This window comes from Rhodococcus sp. MEB032 (assembly GCF_030208925.1).
GTDB lineage: Bacteria > Actinomycetota > Actinomycetes > Mycobacteriales > Mycobacteriaceae > Rhodococcus_F > Rhodococcus_F qingshengii.
The window spans coordinates 57733-81061 of record NZ_JARVSY010000017.1; the positions used below are offsets into that span (position 1 = coordinate 57733).

Sequence of the window (23329 nt, forward strand, 5' to 3'; positions counted from 1 at the left end):
GCTGCTCGTGGGCACGGCATGTTGTGATCGACAATGTTTTCTGCGAGTGCCGCGTCGCAGTAGTCGTTATCGCAGGATCAGCGGCAGTGGCCGCGGATGGGGCCCGTCGGGTTCGATGAGGAAAGGCCTTGCCAGGCGCTGCTTTTCGATCTGTGTCCAGACGTGGGCGAGGACGTTCAACCCCCGGGCCAGCGGGAACGCATCTCCGGTCTGTTCGATGATGGTCTCGGTGCGAGGGACAGTCGCGGCGATGACTTTCGGATGTGTGATATCCGGCCACGTCGGCGGCACTAGTGTCTTGCGCGTGGCGGCGTGGGAGTTGAAGCGGGCCTGCAGTGCATCACGTTCAGCAATGACGGCGTCGACCGTGGCATCGATATCGACTGTTCCTGCGGTGGTGATGTTTTCGCGAGTGATGATGTCGGTGTCGTTGCACAGCACGACGTGCCGACCGCGAACAAGGTTGACGATCGTACTGGTGTCGTCGCGTTCGAGTACCCACGCGCCGGACAGTCGGGGCAAGCCGATGTCGGGTCCGACATCGATGTGCCAGATGCATACTTTCCCGGAGGGTTCTTCGATCACCGCGAGTGGAAGAAGATATGTGTGTGGTGTGGTGGTCATGGGGTGCTCCTCGGAGAATGGATTGGGTATGGGCGGGTTGTGCTCTAGGCGCTGGCCGTCATTGTTAGTTGCGGGGTGTGCAGGTCGAGCAGCCGGAGGAAATGTCGCTGAGGCGTTCAGCGCTGATTCGTCCGCATCGACGGCACCGTACGTGGTGCGGGTCGTTCGGCAGTGACGGCGCCGTGAGCGGTCCGAGGTACTCGTACCCGTGTTCTTCCGCAACAGTTTTCGCTGTTTCGTGCGGAACAGAGTCCACCTTGGCGCACGCGCCCTGCATTTCCCGGGACTGCGCCGCCCACCCTCGCCAGAAGCATGCACGGCACGTCGACTCGGCGTAGGTATTTTTGTCGAGGGTGTACTCGAACCGGTAGTGCGCCCGGACGGTGCACGTCAGGCATTCGGTCAGTTGCCAGTCGTCGGGGTGAGTGAACGATTCCAGCGGGGCAAGTCCACCGCGGCGTTGTTGCTCGATGATGTGCTGCTCGCACCATGTCGGTTTCGTGCGTGTTTTGAATGCCGCGGTGTTAGTGCAGTTGTCGATGGAGCATGCCTGGGTGGTAGGGACGGGTGTTCGACGCAGCGCCCGGGGTGGCTTTGGTTGTTGTGGCGGTTGAGGTTCCGGGCGCAGCGCCATCGGAACCGTCCGGAGACGGTTGGGTATCGGTGATGCAATAGAACCGTCGACGACCTCGGTCGAGAGTAGAACCTCGGGTTCGTCGAGGAGTTTCCCACCCAGGCAGCGAAGGAAATCGTCCTCCGTCATCACCTCGATGTCTTGGCCCTTTTCCTGCAGTTCGAACGCTCGCCGAGCCTTACCGGTGATCTTCGAGCCCGGTTGTAGGACGGCAGGGTTGATGTCGCCGACGACGAGTACGTTGGTTCGTTTGGTCGTCGACTCGTTGGCGGCGGCACCGACGCGTGCGCATTCCTCCCACGCGATCTGCCGTGTCATCGACATCAGCGCTCCGGTGAACACCACCACGCGGCCGTAGAGATACCCACCGGGGTCGGCGTTCGGGTTGATGTCAGGCTGAAGGAGAGGGGAAGAACCGCCACCTGTGCTGGGAACAGTTGCGACGCTGCCTTTGTATCTGCCGCCGGCCATTCGGCCGATGCTGACACCGACCGAGGCAGCGAGCGCGTCGAGGTCCGAAACGCCTTGGGCGGCTGCGAGTCCGCGAACGACCCCCACTACGGCGCGGGCGTCTGCGAGCGCGTCGTGGTGGTCCACGATTACTCCTCCGAGCGCGTCGAGGACGTACGGCAGGCGGTAGGTCGGTAGCGATAGGGCGCGCCGCGCAAGGACCATCGTGCAGAGAAACCGAATTTCCGGCCATTCGATGTTGTCGACGGCGCAGGCATATCGGATGACGCCGATGTCGAATCCGGCGTAGTGCGCGACCACGATGTCGCCCGCAATGAAGGCGACGATGGCTGGTAGGGCGTCTTTCCATCGAGGTGCGGTGGCCACCATTCCTGGTGTGATGCCGTGCAGTGCGATGTTGAAGTTGTCGAAATGGTCGACCTGCTCCGGCGGCCGTATCAACCAGTGCCGTTCTTCGACTGGGATTCCGTCGCGGACGCGAACAAGGCCGATCGAGCATGGTGAGCCGCGGTACGAGTTCGCGGTCTCGAAATCGATTGTCGTGTAGTCGAGCATCGGGGTGTCCTATCTCGGCAGGATCGGGTTCGGTGGGGACATTCGGCACGTCCTTCGGGCACTGTCGTGTTGTGATGCGTGGCTCGAGCACCTGTCGAAGCGCTGATCGAATGGGGGCTGGAGAGCGCGACGTGGGTGGTGTGTTCGATCAGTGCGGTGCGACATGCCACCGCTTCGGTTTGATCCACGTTGCTGCGCAGAAACTCTCGAGACACTTCCCGTCTTCGGGGTCGTCGATGATGCGGAACATCCACGGCCCGTCGAACTGGTATCCGTCCTTGACAGCGTTCGTGACGGCCAGCCCGATATCGAAGATCAACTCTTTCAACTCGCACGGATCAGTGCGGACGCCGCCTCGCCATTCCGGCCGGTCCAGGTCGGAGCGATAACCGTGTTTGGTTCTCGTGCCGTCTTCTTCGAATACCATCCGGATGCCGTAGGGCGGTCGGGTGTGGCCGGGGTGGGCGGTAAATGTCATGCGGCTGGCTGTGTACTCGTCGATTTCGTCGGCTGGGTCGAATCCGAGTTCCCACCACGTGTTCTCAGGATCGATGCCTGTGTTGGTCAACGCGACCTGGAACATCTGCTCGAGATCGAGGTGAAGTATCTTGAAGCCTGCTGGGACGGTGTAATGGGATTCGGTGCCGCCACGGCGAACGAGGAATTCCTTCTCGACCGGATACACGGTGAGGACCGTCGATTCGGGAGGCGACGAGCAAGGACCGGTGGGCGCTGCGTTCGTCGTTTTCGCCGGTACAGAGATTGTGTCGGAGGGTTCCTCGTCGACAGTGATTCCGTGCGCGGTGACGAGGGCAGCCAATCCGGCTTCCCAGCCGGCGGAGATGTTCCGGGTTTTCCAGGCGCCGTTTCGGCGATAGATTTCTAACAAAATTGCAGCGCGCTCGGTGCTCAAACCCGATGCGGCGGCAACGATATGCCTTCCTGACAGGTCGGTGAGCGCGGCTCCGAGTCCTTTGATTGCGGCGAGCGTCCCGCTCGCCGATTCGTCCAGGGCGACTGCCACACGAAGGAACTGCACGTCGGAGGGCACTCGGTCGAGGTCGAGCTCTACGTGGTCACCGTTGAGTGTCACCGCGCCTTCCTTCGAGATAGGGGCGTTGAAGAAGATCAGGTCGTCGTCGGTGTGAGTCTTTTCGTTCATTCCGAGTTGGAGCACCAGCAGATCGACCGTCCCTGGTGTGACTCCGGTGGCCGTGATGCTGATTGCCGGGTGGGGAAGTGTTGTGTTTTCTCCCCGTGTGAGTATCACAGTCATGTTGTAGCCGAACGCGTTTCGGCTTTTCCTTTCTTCGTGTCCTTGTCGAAGTGTGTCAGAGCCAGCTGGCGACGCCTCCGTGTCGGGAGCAGGTGCCGCGTCGGCTTTGGCTGAAGCTGTAGGTGCCGTCGCTGCATTGCGCGGTGGCGCCTGCGGGTGCTTGGGGCGCTTGTTGTGGGGAGGGGATGCAGTTTCCTGCGGTGTTGATGTAGCCGCCGATGCAGTCGTCCCAGCCGCCTCCGGAAGTGCCACCGCCGGAAGTGCCGCCGCCGGTCGTGCCTCTCGACGGCGCAGGCGGTGCGGTGTACTCGGGTGCGGGTGCGGGTGCGGGTGCGGGTGCAGGTGCAGGTGGCACGAAGGGCGCGATCGCGGCTTCGGTCGACGGTGTCGGTGCTGGGACGAGTGACGTCGTCGCTGGCGGCGGGGGTGGTGTCGTGGTCGTGCTGGTCGGTGCCGCGGTGGTTGTCGTCGTCGTTTTTCGGGCGGTGGTGGTGGAGGTGCTGGTCGGCGGCGGGGGAGTCGATGTCGAGTTGGTGAGGTTTCGGTCCGACACCGAGGTGGCCGGGGCTGGTGTGAGCGCGCCGCCGGTGAGCATGACGCCGAACGCGACGAGGCTGACGATGACGGCAGTTCGCCTGTTGGGGATCCGAGCCCAGCCGATGTGGCCGCGCAGGAGCGCGATCACACCGATGACGAGCGCGATCAATCCCACGAGTATCAAGAAGGTGGCCACGAATTCTCCTGAAGTCAGCAATCGTGAAGCAATATCGAGGCAAATTCAATCACGTCGATATGGGTTGAATGTGAGGAGTGTCCCGTTTTGGGTGGCGTGCCCGCATGATTTCGTCGGCGGATTTGTTTCCGTAGAGAGGTTCGACTACCGGTAGGGCCTGTCGGTCGGCAGAGCCGACAATTCGAGATCACACGTTCGTATGCGTTTGCAATGGCGCACAGATCATGTTCGGGGTTGTTGCAATTGGTATTCCCGGTGGTGCTGGGTCTGCACAGTCATCCCGAGGATCGTCGCATTCCCGCCCGACTGTGAGGCTATGAACATGCCACATCAGGGGTGGTGTGGGGCGGTTGCCTTGACGGGTGAGTGTTACTCGGGCTTCGCGTTCCGCCTTGAGTGCCGGCCGTCTTGTTTACCCTGATCTGATAACTCTCAATCCCAATTGGCAATCCAAGAGCAAAGAGCGAATTGGGCGTTCGCCAGCATTATTCGAGTGAGACATGATCTCGTCGTGTGCCGTTGTCGATACGCAGGATGAACCGGTCTTCGAGATAGGTGTGCTGTTGCGTGGTCGATGGGCGCCGAAATGTCGAAAAGACTGTGCCTACAAGACTGTTTCGCGTTGAAGTTGACGGTGGCGTGATGGAGCGATACAAGATAACGCTCGCGGACGGATCGAGCGGTGACGAGTTCTTCGAATCCGACAGTCAGGCGATTCTTGCTGCAACCGCCGCCAACGGTGGAAGCAGTCAAGGGTTGCATGTGCAGCGGTACGACGATCGTGATCGATTGTTGCCCACGAAACTGCCACCGGGTGGGCATCGCGGAACCCGATGCTCTCGGACCTGAAATCAGAGTTCTGCCGGAACCTCGCTGACCCACCACGGGAGAAGCCACATTTCCTGAGCGCGTGAGCTGGATAATAATTCGGGGGTTGGTGAAGCAGGACCTGTGGTGGATGTCGGGGTGTGGAGGGGATCCGAAAGTGTGAAAGGTGGAGGCGCGAGATCTGGGAATCGCGCCTTCCGGAGACCTCCGTGTGGCAAGAGATGTCGGAGAGTTGCCGTGTGCCAAGGATTCCACGGCCTCCGCAAGGGACGAATCGAGGCCCACCGCGTTTAGCGGCATGACCGCTGCCTGACCGCCGGCCCGAACAGAGGGGTGGAAGCACGGCGCTGGAGATTGTTCTGTTGCTCGTGGTGCTGAGTATCGGCATGGGTGCGGTGATGTGTCTGGACTTGCGATGGCTTCGCCCCCTCGGCGCGAGATGATCGCCGCCGATTTGCGTATCGGCGACATGCGGGGACCCCAAGTCGTAAATCTACTTCTGACGACTCAGATCGCATACCGGGCGACCTCTCTGATTACCTCGCGCACTCCTGTGAGCGTGAACCGAACAGTCGGCGTACGACGCGTGGGGTCAGCGCCTGACTGTTCATGGTGCCGTTACGGGTTGACACGTCGTCGTCGCAGTCGATGATTGAAGAAACGTCGGATGGGGAAGCTGACCTGAATGGCTACTTACAGAGTGATCAATCCTGCAGGCGACGTCACCGCAACGCGCGAGATCGAGAGCGCTGACGATGCGCATGCTTGGTTCGTCGATGCCCGGGCCGACAACTCGGAACTGGGATGGCGCATGGAAGTTCGCCATGACGGCGAGTGGTCGTTCTTCGACGACACCGAGGGCGCATCCAGCTGAACAGTCGCTCGACGGTTGTGACGACGATGAGGGAGAACGTTCAAGCATGAGTCAATTGCTCGCAGGAAAGAAAGTGGCATTCCTCGTGGCGACGGAGGGAGTCGAACAGATCGAGTTGACAGACCCGTGGGATGCGTTGGTTTCGGAAAACGCTCAGCCATCGATCGTTTCGACAGAATCCGGCACCATCCAGGCATTCAATCATCTCGATATAGCTGATGTCTTCGACGTGGACGCGGTGGTCGAGTCGGCGGAGTCGTCTGAATACGACGCTCTCGTCCTGCCTGGTGGCGTGGCCAACCCTGATTTCCTTCGCATGAATCCCGGCGCGGTGGCGTTCGCCCGGAGTTTCTTCGAAGCCGGTAAGCCTGTCGCAGTGATCTGCCACGGACCGTGGACGCTGGTCGAAGCAGGAGTGGTGGCCGGTCGCACTTTGACGTCGTGGCCTAGTTTGCGTACCGATATCACGAACGCGGGCGGCACGTGGGTGGACGAAGAAGTCGTGGTCTGTACTTCGGGCCCGAATACGTTGATATCGAGCCGCAACCCCGATGATTTACCGGCGTTCTGCGCGACGCTGACCGACACGCTCGGGCAGTCCCAGGTATCGACGACGACTTCCGAGGGAAGTTGAGCGGGAGGTACGTCGTGACTTCTACACCGCCCGAACCAGATCCGGACAATACCCCTGACCTGGAACCCGGAGGCGGGGTCAAGCCGGGGAGCACCCCACCCGGCGCTCCGCAGACGTCGGGATTGTCCGAACCCGAGCCTGCGACCGTCAAACGCTTTCCAGTAACCGGGATCGCAGCGATGGTCGCGGTCGCGTTGGTTGTCATCGTTTTCGTCATCGCCGCGGTGGCCATACTGGCATGATTTCTGCGTTTCGGACCGAGCGGTGTCGCACGGCGATTCGTACACGGAAGCCGAGTGTCGGGGTGGACCTGACGCCGAGGGCGAGGTTCAGTGATTTCGGAGGGAATCGATCAGTTCGCTCTTCTTGAGTTTCGAGTAACCGCGAAGGTCCAGTTCTTTGGCACGCTTCTGCAATTCCTCCACCGTCCATTCTTCGTACGGCGAAGACGTACCCCCGGTTTTGCCCACACTCGACCGCCCACGATTGGCGGCTGCGTTGGAAATGCGTGCCGCCTTCTGCTTCGAATCCCCCTTCTTTCGTAGCTCTTCGTAGAGGTCCTGATCCTTGAGTTAGGGTTGTGAATCTTGGCGAGGCACTGGTGTGTCCTTCCACTGCGTCTTGGGGACTGAGGTGTCTGTCTCGTACAGGTGCTACCCGTGAGGGAGACGATCAAACCGGAAAACAAGGCACCGTCGGTTATCACCCGAAAACTGTCGAGTGAGTAGTCGGTGGCATCAGGCACGGCCGTACCCGTGCCCAGCCCGACCCGAGTGTTTGAGGGCTGTGACCAGCGGGTACGTCGCCCTCAACGGATGATCCGTGTCGAAGGAGGGTCCATGATCATTCTCGGAATTGTCTTGTTGATCGTCGGATTCCTGACTGGCATCTCGATCCTGTGGACGATCGGCATCATCCTCGTGGTGGTCGGGGTCGTTCTGTTCGCGCTCGGCGCCGCCGGACATGCAGTCGGTGGTCGGCGGCACTACTACTGACGCTGCGGCGCTGGCTCCTCGGTCACCGCGGAACCGACGTCCATTGCGCATCTGACATGTCACGATTGAGGAGTGGGCCATGTTCGATCGGAACGCAGCGCGACACGATCACGAGGACGCTCGCATCGACGATGACACAGGACGGGAACCCGTGACCGGAACTGTTCACGATGTGAGACCGCCCGGCCGGATGTGGGTGCCGCGCAGCCGGGGCGCTGTCAGCGGCATCTTGCTCATCGTGCTCGGACTCTGGGGAGCGCTCATTCCCTTTGTGGGACCGTACTTCTCGTTCTCTTTCGTACCGGATCAAGCATGGACGTGGACCTCGGGTCGAGGTTGGCTCGAAGTGCTCCCCGGGGCGGTCACCGTCCTCGGCGGGATTTTGCTGTTGCTCAGTGCGAATCGCGCTGTCGCCGGCCTCGGGGCGTGGTTGGCGGTCGTCGGGGGCGCGTGGTTCATCGTTGGCCCGACACTGGCGCCGGTGCTGCATCTCGGGGAGGTGGGGGCCCCGTCGGCGACCGACCCTGTCATGAGGGCAGTGCAGCAGTTGGCCTTCTTCGAAGGCCTCGGTGCGGTGATCTTGTTCCTCGGATCGGCGGCGATCGGACGGTTGTCGCTGCGCAGTCATCGTGATGTCGTACGCGCACAACGTCAGGTAGAGAACGAGAATGGGCCTACTGGAGTGGGGACAGTGCCGCCCACCACCTGAGTTCGGCCGCGCCCTCCTGGTGAGGTTCTCCGCTGTCGCGGCAACCGAACAGCCCTGGGGCTACTGGCGATTGCCACCGACTAAGACGCCTCCAGTACTAAGACGCCTTCAGTGGCGTGAGCGGGGGCAGGGTTATGATGCATGTCAGTTCCGGTCGGTGCCGGGGCAACTGACCGTTACGCCGCGCCCAGTGCATGGCGGTGTCGAGCACGGGTAGGACGGCATGCCTCTCACGAAGAAATTTTCCGAGATGTACGACGACGCGTTGACTGCACTGGCCGCGGCGTCCCAACGACCTTCCAACGCCGTGAATGTGCACGGCCACAACGCTATTCGCGTCGACCTCGGGTACAACCGTCGCCAGCGCTGCCTGAACTACGTTCTGTAGCGCAAGATTTGGCGATGCCAGAGCTACCCCAGGCTGACGGACCGGATGGGTGGGTAGACATCGGGGAGGGGGCGATAGTGAGTGATACAAAGAAGATGTTCCGGCGAGAGGACCACCAGATGAGTAGCGGGAACGAGAAGGCAACGAGCGAGAACTCGTCGGCGAAAGCGGAGGTGATGTTTCCTTCCGAGGTGTCGACGAAACTCTCCGTCTTCGACCGGTTCGCCACCTACGTCAGCGCACGCACCTCGCAGGCGTGGTTTTTCGTGGTGTGTGTGGTGATCGTGGTGCTCTGGGCTCCGTCATTTTTCCTGTTGGGCACTATCGATACCTGGCAACTGATCATCAACACCGTCACCACCATCGTCACTTTTCTCCTCGTGGCGTTGCTCCAAAACACACAGAAACGCTCCGACGACGCCGTTCAGCACAAACTCAATGCCATCGCAGACGGCCTCGCGGACCTGATGAAGCAGCTCTCGAAAGAGCACCCCGAACTCGACAAAGACCTCAAAGAACTACGCATGGCGGTCGGACTCGAAGATCACAAAAGTGCGTCCTGAGCCATCTTGTCCACCGTATGCGTCCGCTTCGCCTGCCGAACCTATGATTCGGTGCCGGATCAGGCCGAACTCATGGGCACACGATCGAATCGGGAGCACATCACAGCATCACCCGAAAGCAGTCGAGTGAGGAGTCGGTGGCATCAGGCACGGCCATCCCTGCACGCAGTCCGGACTGAAGGTAGTCGATGACTTCGGTGTCGAGGCGCTCTCCGGGCACCACGACCGGAATGCCGGGTGGATAGGGGGTGAGTTGCTCGGCCGCGATACGTCCGGCAGCGTGCGCGCCGGGGACCATTTCCGTTCGGCCGAAAAATGCCTCACGTGGCGGCGACACCGTTTCGAGCTGAAGGCTCGCAGGCGAGGGTAGCTCGATGCGCGGCGTGTCGGGGAAGCTCGGTGCTGCGCCGCAGAGAGCTTCGAGGCCGTCCAGCAGTCTTCGGGCGGTCTCGCGATCGTCTGCGGTGGAGACGGTGGCGAGAATGCGCCGGTGATCGCTCATGCCGACATCGATCGAGCGTTCGGCTCTGAGCCAATCCGCGCATTGATAGCCGGTGGCACCTGTCCGTGAAACGTCGATGAGCACTTGCATCGTGTCGAGGTCGTGGGAAGCCTGGTGTCCCAGCAATTCGGAGTCGAGAACCTCGAGATCCGGGAGTTGTTCGATGTCCTCGCGTAGCGAGGTGGCCAGTGTCAGCGCTGTATCCAACAATTCGTGGCCGGTCTCGACCATCTGACGGCGCCATCCGTCGAGAGCTGAGTAGATCATGACGTTGGGGCTCGTGGTCATCAACAGATCGGCGCACGCCGACAGGTGGGCAGTGTCGACAAGGTCTCCCTGGATGTGGAAGACCGACCCTTGTTCGAAGCCCATCCCCATCTTGTGCACACTGACCACGCAGATGTCCGCTCCTGCGTCCATCGCCCAGGTCGGCAGTCCTTCGTGAAAAGGTAGATGTGCACCCCACGCCTCGTCGACGATCAAGGGTTTACCTCTGCGGTGGCATTCGTCTGCGATCGCGGCTAGGTCTGCGCAGGTGCCGTACGGACTCGGGCTGACGATCAGCGCCCCCGCCGCGTCCGGGTTCTTCTCCCACGCGGCACGCACTTGAGAGGGGGAAGGGGGATGCGAAATATGGTGCGTAGCATCCCATTGCGGCGTGATCCATCGGGGAGTGATGCCGCCGAAGATCAGGCCGGCGACGATCGACTTGTGACTGTCTCGACTGAGCAGCAGCCCTCCGGGATCGTTGCCTGCGACTGCCAGCATTGCTGCCTTGACGGACAGTGAACTACCGCAGGTCGAGAAGAACGCATCGTCCGCGCCCACCGCGTCGGCCATCAATCGTTCTGCATCTGCAAGGTATCCGTTCGATGATCGGCGGTCGTCGAGGCCGGATGTAGCGAGAACGTCGTCGTGGAACGGTTCGCGCCCTAGAACGTCGAGTACCCGCCGGTCCGTGCCGCGCCCTTGTCTGTGGCCCGGTGGGGTGAACCCGTATCGATCCAATCGACGGTACTGCGCGAGGGCCTCCAACAACGGTGCTCGGGTGTGATCCATGCAGTCCGGGCTACCCACCGTCCGGTCGAGCCAATCGAAGCGTTCGTCACACAGTCTGCCTTGGATGTCTTTTCCGGCGCCCTTAGAGTTACCGCGGACCGGGGCGAGCTGACTATCTATCGAGCAGATGCCCGTATCCGCATCGGATCAAGCTGCCCCGTAGTGACTCGCTGGGCTTGTTGCTGTGAAGCCATTGTGCGACACCTCGCTCACGTTCTTTCGGTGATGCGCGAGAGAGGCCGAGCTCACTGATCAGGGCGCTCGCAAATTTCGGCGGCGGCACAGCGGCACCCGGCGTCGCGGAGGCGCCGTCAGTGCAGAGGTGTTCATTGTTCATCGGTCCTCACCTTTAAGGGTAGACCGCTGTCGGAGCGCAGGCTCGCCTGTTCCGAGATCGATTGTAGAAGTGGATCTTTGACGGAATCTGGCTGGGTGGTCTCACATATCCGTGTTACCCACCGTCTACGGCGTGTGAACGTACACCGCTACCTGTCTCATGAGTGGCCCGATGTCCGACGGTCAACGTGAGTGATGTTCGACGTCGATGTGACGCGTTTACGCACCGGAACTACCCGACCGCAACGGAAGATGGAACATTGATGGATCTCGAAGGAAAAGTCGCTCTGGTCACCGGAGGTAGTCGAGGCATCGGCGCCGCGATCGCCAAGGAACTGGCACTTCACGGTGCCGATATCGCATTGACGTATCAACGCCACGCAGTCGGTGCCGCAGAGGTCATCGCTGCCGTCGAGAGTGCCGGACGACACGCGATTGCAATTGCAGCGGACGCCGAGGACCCGGACACCATGCCCGCCGCAGTCGCGCAGACTGTTGAACATTTCGGCCGAGTGGACGTCCTGGTCAACAACGCCGCGATCTTCGAGGTAGCACCGGTCGAGGCATTCGGTGTCAGCGACTTCGATCGGACGATGGCAGTGAACGTTCGCGCCCCCTTCTTGGCGGCGAAGTCCGCGGCAGAGCAGATGGGCTCCGGCGGCCGAATCATCACGATCGGCAGCAACATGATCGGGCGCACGGTTTTTCCCGGATTCTCGCTGTACTCGATGAGCAAGACCGCCCTCGTCGGACTCACCAAAGGGTTGAGTCGCGATCTCGGCGCACGCGGTATCACGGTCAATCTGGTCAATCCCGGTCCGATCAATACCGATATGAATCCCCAGGACGGGCCGCTGTCTCCGACTATCAACGCCTTCACAGCACTCGGCCGATATGGTCAGCCGGAGGAGATCGCAGCAATGGTGCGCTTCCTTGCGAGTGAGGAAGCTCGGTATGTGACGGGAGCGGTCCTCGATGTGGATGGAGGTTTCACCGTGTAACCATCGCACCGACCGGGGTTCGCCTTCCCCGATGTTTCGGTGACCTCGCCGAGGTTCACGGTTGGTGGCCGATATGTGTACCCAGTCGAATAGCGATGTGGGAGTTGGGAAATGCTCCGTACAGGAACGGTATTCGCCTTACTTTCCGCCGAGTGAGTCGAAGACCGTTCCCGGGGTACACCGGGGGCTGGTCGACAGAGAGTGGCTAGGGCGGCATGTGCCGGCTGCGGGTGATGGCACACTCGATGGCTGACGAGATCGTCGCACCAGCTGCGCCGCCATCGCCACAGGCTATGAACGCACCGACGGCTTCCCTCGCGGGGTCGTCGATCAACTCGCCGATCGCGGTTGTTCCGAATCCCCTTCTCCAGCAGCGTGGGCGGTGACAACCTCGCTCATCCCGCCACCGCCACAACGGGCGGAAACGAAGAACTCGCCTACCACTGCAACAGCATCGCCCCACTTCAACAGCATCGCCGCGATCTTCGATGTCAACTGCATCTTGCAGGCAATGCCCTCATCACGGCACAGCTGATCATCAACGCACCTGGTTAGCGTCGTCGAGATAGTCGCGTTCGTCTCCGACGTTTTGTTACGTCCGCCCCGTTGATCCGCCGATCGTTGCGATGGTCTGCTGGGGTCATTCGGTTGTGAGGCAACCTCGGCGGAACGCGTAGCTGGCACCCGATCCGAGGCGGGCCCTCCACACGCTTCGCTGAACTTACGACACTGTCCAGAGGATCGTGTGTTCGAGGTGTTCGTCGAACAGTCTCGGCAATGCAATATTCGGCTGGCGGTGCTCGCGGCCGAGGTGGTGGATACGCTTCCCACGCGGTAGACGTAGGCGAGGGGTGTGCAGGGAGGAATGTGAGGGCGATGCGAGTGGACTGGTTCGTGTCGGTGCGGGACGAGGAAACCGGTGTCCACCGCTACCGCGGCGGTGCAGGGTTTGACCGTGCGTCGGTGATCGAGCAGGTGGTTCGTGCGGGGCGGGACATCGCTTACCGCGCGGACGGTTCGGTTGTCGGTGCCGTCGGCGAGGTTGTCATCGACGGCACTGCAGTGGGTGCGATCGCTTTCGGGGACCGCGCCGTCAGTGTTGAGGAGCTTTGCCGCGAGATCGGTATGCAGTTCGACAGGGTTCGGTCCTCTTCCGGCTTTCGACGGGACGCTAGGTGATCGCCGAGTGGGATGCTTCCCACTGATGTGCGCTTCGTGGGGTTAGGGTGGATGTCAGTTCTTCGTCATGGCTGTGGCAACGGGCTGTCTTTTACCTTGTGCTGTCTGCATGGGGCCTCGAATGAGTAGGACTGCGCTATGCCGTTGACGAAGAAGTTCTCCGAACAGTACGACGACGCGCTGACCGCGTTGGCTGCGGCGTCGCAGCGACCCGCTGCTGTGGTGAATGTGGACGGGCAGTACGCCATTCGTGTGGACCTCGAGTACAACCGCTACGTGTTGGCCACCAATTCTGCGCGAGGGTTGTGGGACGAGCCCGATGTGAGCGGTTCGTGGTGGGTGCGGATCGTGCAGACCGGTGACGACAATATGGAAACTCTGCTCGCGCAGGCGCAGATGCCGTGGCTTATCGACGCGTTCGATGCGGCGATCGACCAGCTCGAATCGGAGGGGCATGTGATCGCTGCCGATGCGGATTTCGGCGCCATCGCTCACGCCGACGTGGGGTCCCCGGCTTCCGGGACGCGCTTGGAAGGCGAGCTCTCTGCGGGCAGCTGACTGAGCTGAGCGATCTGTTCGGCCAGGGCCGCGTTCCGGTTTTCCAGGTCGAGGATGACACCGATCGCGGTCAGGTTGATGCCGTCGGCGATCAACGCGCTGATACGTGTCAACGTGGCCAGGTCTGCTTCGCTGTAGCGGCGGGTTCCCCCGCCCGTGCGGGCTGGGGTGAGCAGTCCGCGGCGCTCGTAGAGTCTCAATGTTTGCGGGCCGACGCCGGACAGTTCCGACATCACGGAAATCCCGTACACCCCGCGGCGGTCGTGGGCAGCATGGACGTGCGCTGCATCTGTCACTGCCACAGCACTGCTCCCTCAGCCCAACTGGATATCACTGGACTTTAACACGGCTCATCACTATCCCTTCGCTGGCCGATGCTGCAAATCTGATGGTCAAGACTGCAGATTTTCGCGCAACCGAACTTAGTCACGGCAAGAACGTACCCGCCCGGTAAGAATGGAAACACGCCTGAATGTGCAGGTGAGCTCAAGGGGAGATTGCTCACGGCACCTTCGTCTCTGCTTTCTCTGCCGCTCAAATTGTCGCTTATCTGCATCGGTTGGTATAGATTTACGACATCGGATCAGACAGCTGTGTGTGAGCACGTGGACCCCGGGAGTGTGAATGACAACTGCCATGACCTCCGCATATCAGGTCGGGCGGGCCTCGGCGCATCGGCGATCGCCGATCACGACCCCTGTCGCCTCCCGAGGTTGGTGGCGGCGGGTGACGCTCGATCTCGTCCTGGTGATCGTGATCGCCGGAATCTTGGGCGCAGTCGGATCCGTTCTTGCCGGCCCGCTGACGGGAGTGGCGTTCGTCCTGGTCGCGGCGGCCTCATTCCGCGTAGTCCTGCAGGCGATCAACCCGTGAGCGCGACTGTGAAGGAGAAGGCGATGGCCGCAGCACGATACGCACAGGTCGCGGGCTTGCTGGAAGAGTTGGCGTGCTTGCCTGGGGGTGATGCCCGCTGCGAGCGTCTGCGCAGGCAGATCATCGAGCTATGTCTACCGCTGACTCGCCATATCGCCTTGCGGTATCGCGGCCGCGGACAAGCGCACGACGATCTCGTCCAAGCGGCCAGCGTCGGTCTGGTCAGTGCGGTGAACCGTTTCGATCTGGCCAAGGGCAAAGACTTTCTGGCCTTCGCGATTCCCACGATGGTGGGGGAGGTGCGTAAGCATTTCCGGGATCGTGGATGGGATGTGCGGGTTCCGCGCTCGTTGCAGGAAAACTATCTTGCGCTCAACAAAGCACGCACCGCGCTCACGCAGGATCTCGGGCGTGAGCCGACGGTGCCGGAGCTGGCGAAAGAGCTCGGAGTCGAGCCCGCGGAGGTCGCGGAGATCGTTGCTGCCGGCGATTCCTATCACGCAGCGTCCCTCGATGCAGCCGCTGTCGGTGACGGGCGATCACTAGCAGATACGTTGGGAGATTTCGATGCTGCGCTCGATGGCATCGACAATCAGGAAACGCTGCGGCCGGCGCTCCTCGCTCTGCCCGAACGTGAGCGCACCATCGTGATCTACCGCTTCTTCGGGGAACTGACTCAGGCGGAAATCGCGGAGAAGATCGGAGTGTCGCAGATGCATGTCTCCCGGCTCCTCGCCCAAAGCCTCGCGAAACTGCGAAGCTCGTCCTCCTTTGCGCCCCGGCCGGTCGCGGTCACAGCCTGACCTGTCTAGGAAGAACGACGAGGACCGAATGCATTTTACTTTTCTCTACGACGGTGCTGCGCAGGGCACAGCGGAGTATCCGACCTTGGAGGAAGCCGTTCGGAGTATCGAGTTGGGGCAAGTGGATCGCACGCTCTGGAGCATTCAGTACACCGATCGCGAGGGTGGAATTCGGGTCTACCGATTCCCCACGGACCGCGAAGTCAGTGATGAATGACGAACGCGCAGTACTGAATACATCAGTACTGACTTCAACAGTCCAGCTCTCAACACGCTGAGCTGTATCCGATAGCCATTCCGGAGGATTGCGCCAGTCATGGGTTTGGTCCGCCCCGTGGGCGCGCCCGGATGCCGGGGCACGGAGGAAGTCATCGCCGTCGCCGCTATCTGTCAGGTGTGATCGTTCTTGTCGCGGTTGGCGCTGTGTTCCCGCCGCGCACGAGCAGCCTTCAATGCGCGGATGTTGTCGGCCTGTCGGCATTGCACCCGCATCAGAGCCGCAGCGGCGCCGCCTGCCACGATCGCCCAGGCGACGGAGGGAACCCACGCCCCTTGGGTCAGGCTCACGGCGACGCCCACGACGGCGATGATCAGGGTGGCCCACAAGAACATGGCGCTGAAACTGGAGATAGGCCTCACGAGTCACTCCCTCACATGTGTTGTCAGGTCAGGATTCCGTAGAGCTAGGTCGTCCGCTGCGGATCGCATCCCCGTGCGCGCCTTCCATTGCGGCGTTCGGCACTGTCTCGACTTCGGCATGACGTCGATTGCTTTCTTCGCGCCGCGGCGATGTTTCGCTACTCGCAGGGATACGCCAAAGCTTCGGCGAGTCACCGTCTTCGGTGTTCGCGAGGGTGCGTAGTCCGTCGGCGTCTTGTTGGAGGGTGGTGACGAAGGGCGCTCTCACGTTTTCGTCGAGGCCGTCGGGCAGGTTCGCTCCTTCCCTGACCATTTTCGCGGTGTTGTCGAGGAACCGGGCGATCCGCAGCAGCAGTGGTCGGGGCATGGGAACGGTACCGGCGCGGGTGCTTGTGCGGGCGTCGGCGGCGATTATGCCCAGAGTCGACAGGTGGGACAAGCCGTCGGTCAGAGAGTGCTCTTCGAGGTTCCCGTGGGCGACTTTCAGTGCTTCTGCCAGGGCGGCGATAGTCAGCCCGAGTGCGTTGGTGGGCATGGGGATGGTGCGTTCGAATTCGGTCAGTCGTGCGCCGGGTGCTTCGTCGGAAATGGCTGTTGCCAGGGAGTTGGCGAAGATGGCGAGGTGTTCGTCGGTGAAGTGTCGTTGGGCGGTGCGGCGGGTGACGTGCATCAGGCGGGCGTGGTCGTCGAGTTTGTCGTTGAGCAGTACGCGGGCCTGGGAGTCGGTGATCGTCAGCCCCAGGCCGAGAAGCGTGTCCCGTAGTTGGGTTGTTCGGGTGTCGAGCCAGGTGCTGTTCGGACTCATATCTGGCTCCAGTTTCTCGCGAGATCCTACTGCCGAGCATAAGCCGTGAGCTCGCTTTGTGTTGGACCTCGGGGTGTGGTGGCATTCGCGTCCGGTGCGAAGGTCAATGATGTTGTGGTGCTGGGGGTGTGGTGGTTTCTCTTCAGCTGGGTGGGTAGGTGTGGTGGGAGGGTTCGGTTGACCGGCTGGCTGTTGATTCTGTCGGTATCGCCGGGTTCGATGGTTCCGCCGGTTGAGTAGGCAGCCGGGGGAACCGTCCAGGGGGCCAGCTCAATGATCGTCGTGCATTCCGGGGAATTCCCTGGTCTGGCGACGGTCGTGGTGCTGGTGCGGTGGGGTTCAGGTGTCGAGGAGGATGTGGCCGAAGTCGGTGCGCAGGCTGTGGGGGAGTTGGTAGTTTCCAGGGCACGGTCGAGCAGTGCTGCGGCGAGGTCGCGGAGTTTGACGTTGGTTCTTGTGATCGCCAGACGAGGATGTCGAAGGCTCGGTCGGCGGGAATGTTGTAGATGATCATCAGCATTCCTTTGGATTGTTCGAGGCGTCGCGGGTGTGGGTGATCTCGGCGGCGATGTGGTCGCCGGTGGTGTCGAGGATGCGGTGTCTGCTGCTGAAGGGTCCGCCGGCGGTGCGGATGGCGTCGAGGGTGTGGGCGAGGTGGGGGCGGTCGTCGGGGTGTTTGTGGGAGAGGATCGGTTCGGTGGTGGGGGTGACGGCGCCCGGGGCGTATCCGTGCATGCGGGCGACGGCGTCGGACCATTGCCAGCGGTCGCCGTGGCGGTGGTAGCGGAACCCTCCGACACGGTGCGGGGCACCGGTCTCGGTGGTCGGTTCCAGTGCGCCGCCGCTGTTTTCGTTGTCGGTTTCGGGCATCGCACGCACCCTTTTCGTGTCGTCGCGGCATGGTTTTTCGTCGCGGCATCGTTGCGCGGCAGCTGTATAGAGCGCCGGTCGATCCGGGTGAGGAGACGTCAGGTGGGGGTGATGTCGTTGTCGGCGGCGAAGACGAGGCGGTCGTCGTCGAGGGCGATGGCCCATCGGCGTGTCGGTGCCCAGGTGCGGCCGAGCTGGCCGGGTGCGAGGAGGGAGTCGGCGTAGTCGTCGACGACGGTCCCCGTCTCGACCCGTTGGTCCGGCTGATCGGGGGCCGGGGGTGTGGTGACGGTGACACGGGTGCCGATGGTGATCGGGGTGGGTTTTCTCTCGGGGCCGGGCATGGTTCTGATTCTGGCAGGACGCACCCGCCGCGGCATCCCGATCGCAGGACTCCGCCTGCAGCTACCGAGGGTGCGGGCAGTCCTACGCCAGGCCCCGTCTCGGCGCGATGCGGCGGACGGGGGTGGTGTGACGGAGGGGGGTGGTGTGGGTGGCTCATCGGGTGGGCGTGTGAGTGCTGCGCCCGATGAGCCGTGTGCCCATACCTGGCAAGGAGTGAGCACCCGGGCAGCATATACGGCCGACCGTCCGCGTTGCTCGGATTGTCGCATGCGAGATGAGAAGTGTTGTGCAGCCTGCGAAGTGACCGCATCAACGTCGACGGTGGACCGAGTGGATTGCACTGCAAGTCAGTTCGCAGGCTGCCTTTTCGACTGCACTCGTTGTGTGGTTTCGGACCTGTTTCCGGAGGCCTCGAGGAGGATTGGTTGTCGGCTGTACACAGCGAGCTCGGTTTCTCTCCATCGCATAATTTCGCGTGTCTGACGTTTCCAAAAGCTGTGACCTGGGTAACAAACGCAGGGTCGATGAGGAGGTAGTGATGGATGTAATCGTGTGGGCCGAATCCGAGGAACGTGAGCGGTGGTGGCGACAGGTCATGGGCATCGCACCCGCAAGCGAGCGAGGCTCGGGTATTGAGGCCGCAGAGCTAATCACAAGCGGATCGTCAATGACGTCGCGGAGGCCCGTATCGGCAGTCAGATCGATTCATGGCGTGACCGCTGCCTGAGTGCAGCTACCGGAACGCATGCGTCCGGCACACGTCTGAGCATTCTGTCTTGTGTTGTGTGAGTATGCGATTCGATGTCGGAAGGAGCGTTGGCGATGGTGAACGTGGTTCTGTTCCTCGTGATGCTGGGTATCGGTCTGACCGTGGTGATGTGTCTGGACTTCAAATGGATCCGGATCCCCTCGCGCGTCGATCGCCGACGACACGCTCCGCATGGCCGCGTGGGTATCAGAAAGCCGTAGCGCCCCGGGGGAACCGTGCCGTCGACGAGCGATCGCGCTTCCGGTGGCCGGCGTCTTCTTCTGCCGCAGCAGCCCCCCGGCGTTCTGGTTGCGGGGGAGTTCAGGCTTCGTCGGGGCGCGTCCGATCGGGGCGTTCGATGTTTCCTCGCCAGGCGCCTGTTTCCGGGTCGCGGGATTTCGATGAATTCCTTGAAGTTCTTCATGTCGGTTTTGGCGCGGTGGGAGGATTCCGAGTTTGTCTGCGGCGTTTTCGACGAAGCCATCGGGGTCGTTGTCCATCTGCGCTGTCACCCGGTGTGGGTGTCGTCCAATCGTTGGAAGGTGATCACTCCTGCATGCTTCGCTCCTGCGTCGGATTTCCAGGCGATGCGTTCGTCGGGGTGCTGTTCGGTGATGGTGGCGTCGAATTCTCTTGTTTGTCTGGCTATTTCGACGGACCAATGTGTGTGTACGTTGTCGGTTTGTCGTATTTCTCGTACTCCGGACATGAAGTGGGGGAACGATGCGAATTGGGTCCACTGGTCGTAGGCGGTACGGATGGGGACGTTGACATCAACGGATTCGGTGACAGTACTCATGGGCTTCGGGCTACTCACTCCGACAGCTGATACACATCGGGCGTTCTCGGGGTTTGCGCTCCGTGGGCCGCGAAACTACTTGGGCGGTGGGATGAGTTTGTCGATTTACAGAATGCGGTGTGTGGTCGATACAGGACGGGGTCGAGCGGCGCCGTACTGTCCTTCTAGTTCGAGCCCCCACCGTCCGATCGGGGTCCTCACCCAGCTCGCTTCAGTCGTGCAGCACAGGCCGGACGATGTCCGAACCTCGTCGGTGCGAAGGAACTGTCCCTGCTGGTCCACCCCTTGGGGCGATACTTACCGTACTGGCGCTATGCCGCGCTACCGGGCGCTCTGTGTTCACGGGCCGGTATTCGAGGATGTCGGCTGGTTGGCAGCCCACTGCTTCGTCGATCGCGGCGAGTGTGGAGAATCGAAGGGCTTTGGCTTTGTCGTTTTTCGAGGCGGAGATGTTTGCCCCGGTTATCCCGAATTTGCCCAAGTGCTCGGTGACGCGCATCTGTTCGTTGATCTTCCTTGACCGCCTAGTTGAAACGGAAATCGTTGATGTGATTCTCGACCGCCACCACATTAGGATGCAGGCCATAAAATTCGTCAGAAGGTTCTCGGCCATGGCGCCGAGTTGGGTTGGCACTCTCGCATTTCCACGTGTCGTCGCCTCTGTTGTGGAGCTCACATGGTGGGGTGGGATCAGGGTGATCGGTGATTGCGGGTTGAGGGGGTGAATGGGATGAGGCGGCGTAGTCCGAATCGCCACTGGACGGCATGTTCGAATGCGGCGATGTGATCATGCTGGTTTCCGGGTCCCCACCCGTTGAGGTTCATCTGGTTTCCACAGGCGATGGGGGGTAATGACCAGGCGTTCTGGGTCGCAGGGAAGATGGCGGTGTCGAGTTCGGTGATGGTGTGTACGTAGATTTTTCCGAGGCGAGGGCTCTCGATGCTGACCCAGATCCTGGCCGCAGCGAGTTGTTCTTGGATATCGCTTCCGAGTTGGCTTAGCGCGGAAAGGGTTTCGGAGCTGTCGGAGGTGCGGCGCCGAACGCGGTAAGGGTACTCGGCTTTGGCGACGAGTGCGCGGGTGGCAAGGGCGTATCCCTCACGGCGTTTCCCTGCGGAGTCACGGAGGCCAGCGATGCCAGCGGTGATGAGGCCGCCGAGAACAGACGATCCGAGGGCGAGGGGGATTACCGGAATGAGATTGGGTAGGTCGGTCATCGGTTCTCTTCGTAAATGTTCGTCGGTGGTGGGGTTGGGATGTGTGGCCATGATCGGACAGCCCGGCGCAGAGTGCGGCTGGATATCGGGTGGGTGTGGGGTGGGAGTGCGCTCGCGTTTTCGTGGGAGGTCGGGGCGCCGTGGGGTGCGTCTTCGGTGGCCCAACGATCGGAGCGGCGCCAATGTTCTTCGAGGAAGAGGTGACGGTGGACACGATCGAGATAGTCTTCGAGGCCGTCCTCGGGAAACCATCTCAGCGGTCGCGGGTCGGTGGGAAGCCATAGGCAGAGTTGTCCGCCGACGTGGCCGAAGTCCGCTCCAAGGGGAGAGGGATATCGGTGCTTCCATTTCCGCGGGGGTCCGAGGGGGAACGTCAAGGGTTCGTCGTACTCCCGCAGGCTTATCCGAGCTCGCTCTTGGCTGTAGCCGGCATTGTCGAGTTCCGGCGGTGGGGCGAAGGCGAGATCGAGGACATATCCGCCGATGTTCGGAGCCCATGCTCTCTCTACGGTGATTCCGACGTTCGTCGTCGTCAGTTGTGTGATCGCCTGCTGGGGGTGGGCGATCAGATCTGTCAGAAGGGTGCCCATGCTCGTCCCGGTCGAGTAGGTTGCCGGCCGCTGGGGAAGGTGGAAGGACGACCGGTGCTGGTGCGGCTTCCGACAGTGTTCCATGCGCCTAGGACTGCCTCCGGAGTTCGGGAACCTGCCGCAGGAAAGTATTCGCCGAACAAGCTGTGCCAGACGTCGATGGATGCCTCGATGTCTCCGTCGTTTTCGAGTTGATGTGCCTCCCTCGCCCGAGTAGCGAAGTCGGTGAACGTCTTGACGGCAACCGCACGCTCGGTAGATGTCCACTTGACCGTCACGTCGTCATCTCCGGCGGGTTCGATTACCGCACCGCTGACGGCGTCCTTTGCGTGTTCGAGTGCCTCCACGATTGCCCGCTTGTCGGCAACCTTGCGCGAGATCGAGCCGTAGACAAGGGATTCGACCACGATGCCCTTGACGAAATCGAGCGTTTCATCGTGATTCTTGATCAGTGCCTTGAGCTGTCGGACCTGGTGAACGAAGCGTCCGCCGGTAGCCTGATTGCGATTGGCGACGGCGCGTATCTGACGGCGCGTATTGCTAGGCTCCCAATGCCGCTGATCGCGGTCACCTATCAGCACGTTGTCTCCGTCGAGTTCGAAAGCCGGAACAAGATCGATGTCGAAGTCGAGATCGGGGTAGGTCACTCGTAGCGCCTTTCCCGAGGGGGCGTCGCCCTTGTCGAATTCTGCTTCAGGCCATGACCGTGCGACGGCTCGGCGGAACCAAGCCATTGCAGTCGCAGGACCGTCCGGTCCTTCAAGTTTCTCCCAGTGTTCGGGTTTGAGGACGACGACGATGTCGACATCCTTCAGCGGTGCGAGCATCGTCTTGCGGGCGAACGATCCTTGCAGAAAGCTCGACGCAACGAATCCGGCGTCAGCAAGGCAGTCTCGAATGGTATTGTGGCGCTCTTGTGCCTGTTGCCGTTGGTTCGGATCGAGATTGAGGTTGTGGTCGAGTTCGGCGAATGCGCCGTCGACGGTCTGGCTCATGAGTACCTTCGTTCAAGAGTGCGGCGGCAAAAGCCATCCGGCTGGTTGAGTGTGAGAAGCTCCGGTCTGGGAGACGCGTCCGCCGGTCTCAGCGCGATCTTGCAGGGGATTTGTTCTTCGTCTGCGTTCGAGGGATGCGAGACGGTCCTCGATCTAGGGCATTGAGGCTAGATGCTGCTGTGCATCCAGTCGATGACTTCTTTCTTGATTCCCAAGGCGGCCCACAGGCACCCGTCGACGTGCATCACGACGACTTTGTCGTTGGAATCGATATGGGCCTTGATCCCTTCACACAGCTCCTCGGCAGTCTTCGACGTTCTCACGAAGAAGCTGCTTTTCAGCGGCTTCGCCCAGCCGTCGTGGGACTTGAGGTAGGTGATCAACTCCGCATAGTCCTGACCGGCCTCGATGAGGTCGTAATTGACCCAGTAAACCGCCATGTTTTTCTCCTTGCCTCGGCCCGGGTCGCCTGGGTATCGAACTTCAGACCAACCCTGCCAGCAATTATAGGCTGAAGCCGATATCGTATGCAACCTATACCCCGCGCCTGCCCGCTCGACGGTCCGAGGTGACCGATCGCCGCTGGTGAGTCCTGGACGGCCACGCAGGTCAATGGGCACCATCTGATCCCGGTGGCTGACCGGCGACGGCGACAATGCCTCCGGCAATGCTCCGGACACTTTCGGTCGAGGGCATTGGTCACGGCGCTCTCCGAGAGTGTCGAG

The 23329-nt window shown here is 61.5% G+C and carries 31 protein-coding genes and 2 pseudogenes; 16 read left to right on the forward strand and 17 right to left on the reverse strand.

The genetic code is table 11. The annotated features are described in order from the left end of the window. Positions 1-66 precede the first annotated feature (66 nt). From QRN54_RS19355 to QRN54_RS19370, 4 genes are all read right to left on the reverse strand, one after another. On the reverse strand, positions 67-624 hold the full coding sequence (locus QRN54_RS19355) for a hypothetical protein (RefSeq protein WP_285182844.1): 558 nt from the start codon (positions 622-624) through the stop codon (positions 67-69). A gap of 64 nt (positions 625-688) precedes the next feature. Continuing rightward, positions 689-2284 carry an exonuclease domain-containing protein gene (locus QRN54_RS19360; protein ID WP_285182845.1) on the reverse strand — a complete coding sequence of 532 codons (1596 nt, stop codon included), beginning with the start codon at positions 2282-2284 and terminating at the stop codon, positions 689-691. A gap of 148 nt (positions 2285-2432) precedes the next feature. After that, positions 2433-3560 (reverse strand): TerD family protein, encoded by a 1128-nt coding sequence (locus QRN54_RS19365; RefSeq protein ID WP_285182846.1) that lies wholly within the window; start codon positions 3558-3560, stop codon positions 2433-2435. 55 nt (positions 3561-3615) lie between these two features. Then, positions 3616-4293 carry a DUF3761 domain-containing protein gene (locus tag QRN54_RS19370; RefSeq protein ID WP_285182847.1) on the reverse strand — a complete coding sequence of 226 codons (678 nt, stop codon included), beginning with the start codon at positions 4291-4293 and terminating at the stop codon, positions 3616-3618. 642 nt (positions 4294-4935) lie between these two features. On the opposite strand from QRN54_RS19370, the gene QRN54_RS19375 reads away from it, so the two are divergent. From QRN54_RS19375 to QRN54_RS19390, 4 genes are all read left to right on the forward strand, one after another. Continuing rightward, on the forward strand, positions 4936-5142 hold the full coding sequence (locus QRN54_RS19375; protein ID WP_285182848.1) for a hypothetical protein: 207 nt from the start codon (positions 4936-4938) through the stop codon (positions 5140-5142). A 664-nt stretch (positions 5143-5806) separates the two neighbouring features. Beyond that, complete coding sequence (locus QRN54_RS19380) at positions 5807-5995, forward strand: hypothetical protein (RefSeq protein WP_285182849.1); 189 nt, start codon at positions 5807-5809, stop codon at positions 5993-5995. A 46-nt stretch (positions 5996-6041) separates the two neighbouring features. After that, positions 6042-6629: a type 1 glutamine amidotransferase domain-containing protein gene (locus tag QRN54_RS19385; RefSeq protein ID WP_285182850.1), complete on the forward strand. Its 588-nt coding sequence runs from the start codon at positions 6042-6044 to the stop codon at positions 6627-6629. Positions 6630-6643: 14 nt separating this feature from the next. Next, the gene (locus QRN54_RS19390; RefSeq protein WP_285182851.1) at positions 6644-6871 is read left to right on the forward strand and encodes a DUF6480 family protein; all 228 of its coding nucleotides are present in this window, start codon (positions 6644-6646) and stop codon (positions 6869-6871) included. Positions 6872-6958: 87 nt separating this feature from the next. Here the strand turns inward: QRN54_RS19390 and QRN54_RS19395 are convergent. Then, positions 6959-7228, reverse strand: a pseudogene (locus tag QRN54_RS19395) (DUF7218 family protein). Positions 7229-7468: 240 nt separating this feature from the next. On the opposite strand from QRN54_RS19395, the gene QRN54_RS19400 reads away from it, so the two are divergent. The 4 genes from QRN54_RS19400 to QRN54_RS19415 all read left to right on the forward strand — a co-directional run bounded on the left by QRN54_RS19400 (position 7469) and on the right by QRN54_RS19415 (position 9284). Next, positions 7469-7624, forward strand: coding sequence for a DUF6131 family protein (locus QRN54_RS19400; RefSeq protein WP_007734736.1), 156 nt, complete (start codon positions 7469-7471; stop codon positions 7622-7624). Positions 7625-7703: 79 nt separating this feature from the next. After that, positions 7704-8333, forward strand: a complete 630-nt coding sequence (locus tag QRN54_RS19405) for a hypothetical protein (RefSeq protein ID WP_285182852.1) — start codon at positions 7704-7706, stop codon at positions 8331-8333. 223 nt (positions 8334-8556) lie between these two features. After that, positions 8557-8721, forward strand: coding sequence for a hypothetical protein (locus QRN54_RS19410; protein WP_285182910.1), 165 nt, complete (start codon positions 8557-8559; stop codon positions 8719-8721). A 119-nt stretch (positions 8722-8840) separates the two neighbouring features. Further along, entirely contained in the window at positions 8841-9284 is a 444-nt protein-coding gene (locus tag QRN54_RS19415) for a low affinity iron permease family protein (RefSeq protein WP_285182853.1), read from the forward strand. Positions 9285-9384: 100 nt separating this feature from the next. Here QRN54_RS19415 and QRN54_RS19420 read toward each other — a convergent pair whose 3' ends face one another. After that, positions 9385-10845 (reverse strand): aminotransferase class I/II-fold pyridoxal phosphate-dependent enzyme, encoded by a 1461-nt coding sequence (locus QRN54_RS19420; protein WP_285182854.1) that lies wholly within the window; start codon positions 10843-10845, stop codon positions 9385-9387. 599 nt (positions 10846-11444) lie between these two features. On the opposite strand from QRN54_RS19420, the gene QRN54_RS19425 reads away from it, so the two are divergent. From QRN54_RS19425 to QRN54_RS19440, 4 genes are all read left to right on the forward strand, one after another. Beyond that, positions 11445-12182, forward strand: coding sequence for an SDR family NAD(P)-dependent oxidoreductase (locus QRN54_RS19425; protein ID WP_285182855.1), 738 nt, complete (start codon positions 11445-11447; stop codon positions 12180-12182). 375 nt (positions 12183-12557) lie between these two features. After that, the gene (locus tag QRN54_RS19430) at positions 12558-12737 is read left to right on the forward strand and encodes a hypothetical protein (protein WP_285182856.1); all 180 of its coding nucleotides are present in this window, start codon (positions 12558-12560) and stop codon (positions 12735-12737) included. 321 nt (positions 12738-13058) lie between these two features. After that, entirely contained in the window at positions 13059-13361 is a 303-nt protein-coding gene (locus tag QRN54_RS19435; RefSeq protein WP_285182857.1) for a hypothetical protein, read from the forward strand. A 138-nt stretch (positions 13362-13499) separates the two neighbouring features. Next, complete coding sequence (locus tag QRN54_RS19440) at positions 13500-13919, forward strand: hypothetical protein (RefSeq protein WP_285182858.1); 420 nt, start codon at positions 13500-13502, stop codon at positions 13917-13919. On the opposite strand, the gene QRN54_RS19445 is transcribed toward QRN54_RS19440, so the two are convergent. Beyond that, the gene (locus QRN54_RS19445; protein ID WP_502944065.1) at positions 13853-14215 is read right to left on the reverse strand and encodes a MerR family transcriptional regulator; all 363 of its coding nucleotides are present in this window, start codon (positions 14213-14215) and stop codon (positions 13853-13855) included. The genes QRN54_RS19440 and QRN54_RS19445 overlap by 67 nt on opposite strands. Positions 14216-14543: 328 nt before the next feature. Here QRN54_RS19445 and QRN54_RS19450 point away from each other — a divergent pair, with 328 nt between their 5' ends. The 3 genes from QRN54_RS19450 to QRN54_RS19460 are packed head-to-tail and all read left to right on the forward strand — an operon-like array spanning position 14544 to position 15812. After that, the gene (locus QRN54_RS19450) at positions 14544-14792 is read left to right on the forward strand and encodes a hypothetical protein (protein ID WP_285182860.1); all 249 of its coding nucleotides are present in this window, start codon (positions 14544-14546) and stop codon (positions 14790-14792) included. 23 nt (positions 14793-14815) lie between these two features. Beyond that, the gene (locus QRN54_RS19455) at positions 14816-15595 is read left to right on the forward strand and encodes a SigB/SigF/SigG family RNA polymerase sigma factor (RefSeq protein ID WP_285182861.1); all 780 of its coding nucleotides are present in this window, start codon (positions 14816-14818) and stop codon (positions 15593-15595) included. A gap of 28 nt (positions 15596-15623) precedes the next feature. Continuing rightward, positions 15624-15812 carry a hypothetical protein gene (locus QRN54_RS19460; protein WP_285182862.1) on the forward strand — a complete coding sequence of 63 codons (189 nt, stop codon included), beginning with the start codon at positions 15624-15626 and terminating at the stop codon, positions 15810-15812. A gap of 173 nt (positions 15813-15985) precedes the next feature. Here the strand turns inward: QRN54_RS19460 and QRN54_RS19465 are convergent, their stop codons facing one another. The 4 genes from QRN54_RS19465 to QRN54_RS19480 form a co-directional block, all read right to left on the reverse strand. After that, positions 15986-16234 (reverse strand): hypothetical protein, encoded by a 249-nt coding sequence (locus tag QRN54_RS19465; protein ID WP_285182863.1) that lies wholly within the window; start codon positions 16232-16234, stop codon positions 15986-15988. 28 nt (positions 16235-16262) lie between these two features. Then, positions 16263-17039, reverse strand: a complete 777-nt coding sequence (locus QRN54_RS19470) for a hypothetical protein (RefSeq protein ID WP_285182864.1) — start codon at positions 17037-17039, stop codon at positions 16263-16265. A gap of 513 nt (positions 17040-17552) precedes the next feature. Continuing rightward, the gene (locus QRN54_RS19475; RefSeq protein ID WP_333837363.1) at positions 17553-17909 is read right to left on the reverse strand and encodes a PAS domain-containing protein; all 357 of its coding nucleotides are present in this window, start codon (positions 17907-17909) and stop codon (positions 17553-17555) included. 98 nt (positions 17910-18007) lie between these two features. Then, positions 18008-18253, reverse strand: coding sequence for a hypothetical protein (locus QRN54_RS19480; RefSeq protein WP_285182865.1), 246 nt, complete (start codon positions 18251-18253; stop codon positions 18008-18010). 802 nt (positions 18254-19055) lie between these two features. Between QRN54_RS19480 and QRN54_RS19485 the strand changes: the two genes are divergently transcribed. Then, entirely contained in the window at positions 19056-19223 is a 168-nt protein-coding gene (locus QRN54_RS19485) for a hypothetical protein (protein WP_285182866.1), read from the forward strand. 100 nt (positions 19224-19323) lie between these two features. On the opposite strand, the pseudogene QRN54_RS19490 reads toward QRN54_RS19485, so the two are convergent. The 6 genes and pseudogenes from QRN54_RS19490 to QRN54_RS19515 form a co-directional block, all read right to left on the reverse strand. Continuing rightward, a pseudogene (locus QRN54_RS19490) lies at positions 19324-19801 on the reverse strand (SRPBCC family protein). 211 nt (positions 19802-20012) lie between these two features. Further along, entirely contained in the window at positions 20013-20414 is a 402-nt protein-coding gene (locus tag QRN54_RS19495) for a helix-turn-helix domain-containing protein (protein ID WP_350318882.1), read from the reverse strand. Between the two features lie 77 nt (positions 20415-20491). Continuing rightward, positions 20492-21019, reverse strand: a complete 528-nt coding sequence (locus QRN54_RS19500) for a periplasmic substrate-binding domain-containing protein (RefSeq protein WP_285182867.1) — start codon at positions 21017-21019, stop codon at positions 20492-20494. Continuing rightward, positions 21016-21609: a hypothetical protein gene (locus tag QRN54_RS19505; protein WP_285182868.1), complete on the reverse strand. Its 594-nt coding sequence runs from the start codon at positions 21607-21609 to the stop codon at positions 21016-21018. Before QRN54_RS19505 ends, QRN54_RS19500 begins: the two co-directional genes overlap by 4 nt. After that, a complete protein-coding gene (locus QRN54_RS19510) occupies positions 21594-22604 on the reverse strand; it encodes a nucleotidyltransferase domain-containing protein (RefSeq protein WP_285182869.1) in 1011 nt (336 codons plus the stop codon). The genes QRN54_RS19505 and QRN54_RS19510 overlap by 16 nt, the downstream gene beginning before the upstream one ends. A gap of 167 nt (positions 22605-22771) precedes the next feature. Then, on the reverse strand, positions 22772-23044 hold the full coding sequence (locus QRN54_RS19515; RefSeq protein WP_285182870.1) for a hypothetical protein: 273 nt from the start codon (positions 23042-23044) through the stop codon (positions 22772-22774). Positions 23045-23329: the final 285 nt, after the last annotated feature.

What these genes read in the sequence shown, in the direction of transcription:
- QRN54_RS19500 (WP_285182867.1), bottom strand. Translation starts at nt 21,019, where the DNA reads ATGACCGACCTACCCAATCTCATTCCGGTAATCCCCCTCGCCCTCGGA.
- QRN54_RS19375 (WP_285182848.1), top strand. Translation starts at nt 4,936, where the DNA reads ATGGAGCGATACAAGATAACGCTCGCGGACGGATCGAGCGGTGACGAG.
- QRN54_RS19440 (WP_285182858.1), top strand. Translation starts at nt 13,500, where the DNA reads ATGCCGTTGACGAAGAAGTTCTCCGAACAGTACGACGACGCGCTGACC.
- QRN54_RS19470 (WP_285182864.1), bottom strand. Translation starts at nt 17,039, where the DNA reads ATGAGTCCGAACAGCACCTGGCTCGACACCCGAACAACCCAACTACGG.
- QRN54_RS19435 (WP_285182857.1), top strand. Translation starts at nt 13,059, where the DNA reads ATGCGAGTGGACTGGTTCGTGTCGGTGCGGGACGAGGAAACCGGTGTC.
- QRN54_RS19385 (WP_285182850.1), top strand. Translation starts at nt 6,042, where the DNA reads ATGAGTCAATTGCTCGCAGGAAAGAAAGTGGCATTCCTCGTGGCGACG.
- QRN54_RS19485 (WP_285182866.1), top strand. Translation starts at nt 19,056, where the DNA reads ATGTCGGAAGGAGCGTTGGCGATGGTGAACGTGGTTCTGTTCCTCGTG.
- QRN54_RS19510 (WP_285182869.1), bottom strand. Translation starts at nt 22,604, where the DNA reads ATGAGCCAGACCGTCGACGGCGCATTCGCCGAACTCGACCACAACCTC.
- QRN54_RS19360 (WP_285182845.1), bottom strand. Translation starts at nt 2,284, where the DNA reads ATGCTCGACTACACGACAATCGATTTCGAGACCGCGAACTCGTACCGC.
- QRN54_RS19405 (WP_285182852.1), top strand. Translation starts at nt 7,704, where the DNA reads ATGTTCGATCGGAACGCAGCGCGACACGATCACGAGGACGCTCGCATC.
- QRN54_RS19425 (WP_285182855.1), top strand. Translation starts at nt 11,445, where the DNA reads ATGGATCTCGAAGGAAAAGTCGCTCTGGTCACCGGAGGTAGTCGAGGC.
- QRN54_RS19505 (WP_285182868.1), bottom strand. Translation starts at nt 21,609, where the DNA reads ATGGGCACCCTTCTGACAGATCTGATCGCCCACCCCCAGCAGGCGATC.
- QRN54_RS19480 (WP_285182865.1), bottom strand. Translation starts at nt 18,253, where the DNA reads ATGCCCGGCCCCGAGAGAAAACCCACCCCGATCACCATCGGCACCCGT.
- QRN54_RS19415 (WP_285182853.1), top strand. Translation starts at nt 8,841, where the DNA reads ATGAGTAGCGGGAACGAGAAGGCAACGAGCGAGAACTCGTCGGCGAAA.
- QRN54_RS19460 (WP_285182862.1), top strand. Translation starts at nt 15,624, where the DNA reads ATGCATTTTACTTTTCTCTACGACGGTGCTGCGCAGGGCACAGCGGAG.
- QRN54_RS19495 (WP_350318882.1), bottom strand. Translation starts at nt 20,414, where the DNA reads ATGGCCGAGAACCTTCTGACGAATTTTATGGCCTGCATCCTAATGTGG.
- QRN54_RS19365 (WP_285182846.1), bottom strand. Translation starts at nt 3,560, where the DNA reads ATGACTGTGATACTCACACGGGGAGAAAACACAACACTTCCCCACCCG.
- QRN54_RS19515 (WP_285182870.1), bottom strand. Translation starts at nt 23,044, where the DNA reads ATGGCGGTTTACTGGGTCAATTACGACCTCATCGAGGCCGGTCAGGAC.
- QRN54_RS19380 (WP_285182849.1), top strand. Translation starts at nt 5,807, where the DNA reads ATGGCTACTTACAGAGTGATCAATCCTGCAGGCGACGTCACCGCAACG.
- QRN54_RS19455 (WP_285182861.1), top strand. Translation starts at nt 14,816, where the DNA reads ATGGCCGCAGCACGATACGCACAGGTCGCGGGCTTGCTGGAAGAGTTG.
- QRN54_RS19410 (WP_285182910.1), top strand. Translation starts at nt 8,557, where the DNA reads ATGCCTCTCACGAAGAAATTTTCCGAGATGTACGACGACGCGTTGACT.
- QRN54_RS19355 (WP_285182844.1), bottom strand. Translation starts at nt 624, where the DNA reads ATGACCACCACACCACACACATATCTTCTTCCACTCGCGGTGATCGAA.
- QRN54_RS19420 (WP_285182854.1), bottom strand. Translation starts at nt 10,845, where the DNA reads ATGGATCACACCCGAGCACCGTTGTTGGAGGCCCTCGCGCAGTACCGT.
- QRN54_RS19400 (WP_007734736.1), top strand. Translation starts at nt 7,469, where the DNA reads ATGATCATTCTCGGAATTGTCTTGTTGATCGTCGGATTCCTGACTGGC.
- QRN54_RS19475 (WP_333837363.1), bottom strand. Translation starts at nt 17,909, where the DNA reads ATGCCCGAAACCGACAACGAAAACAGCGGCGGCGCACTGGAACCGACC.
- QRN54_RS19450 (WP_285182860.1), top strand. Translation starts at nt 14,544, where the DNA reads ATGACAACTGCCATGACCTCCGCATATCAGGTCGGGCGGGCCTCGGCG.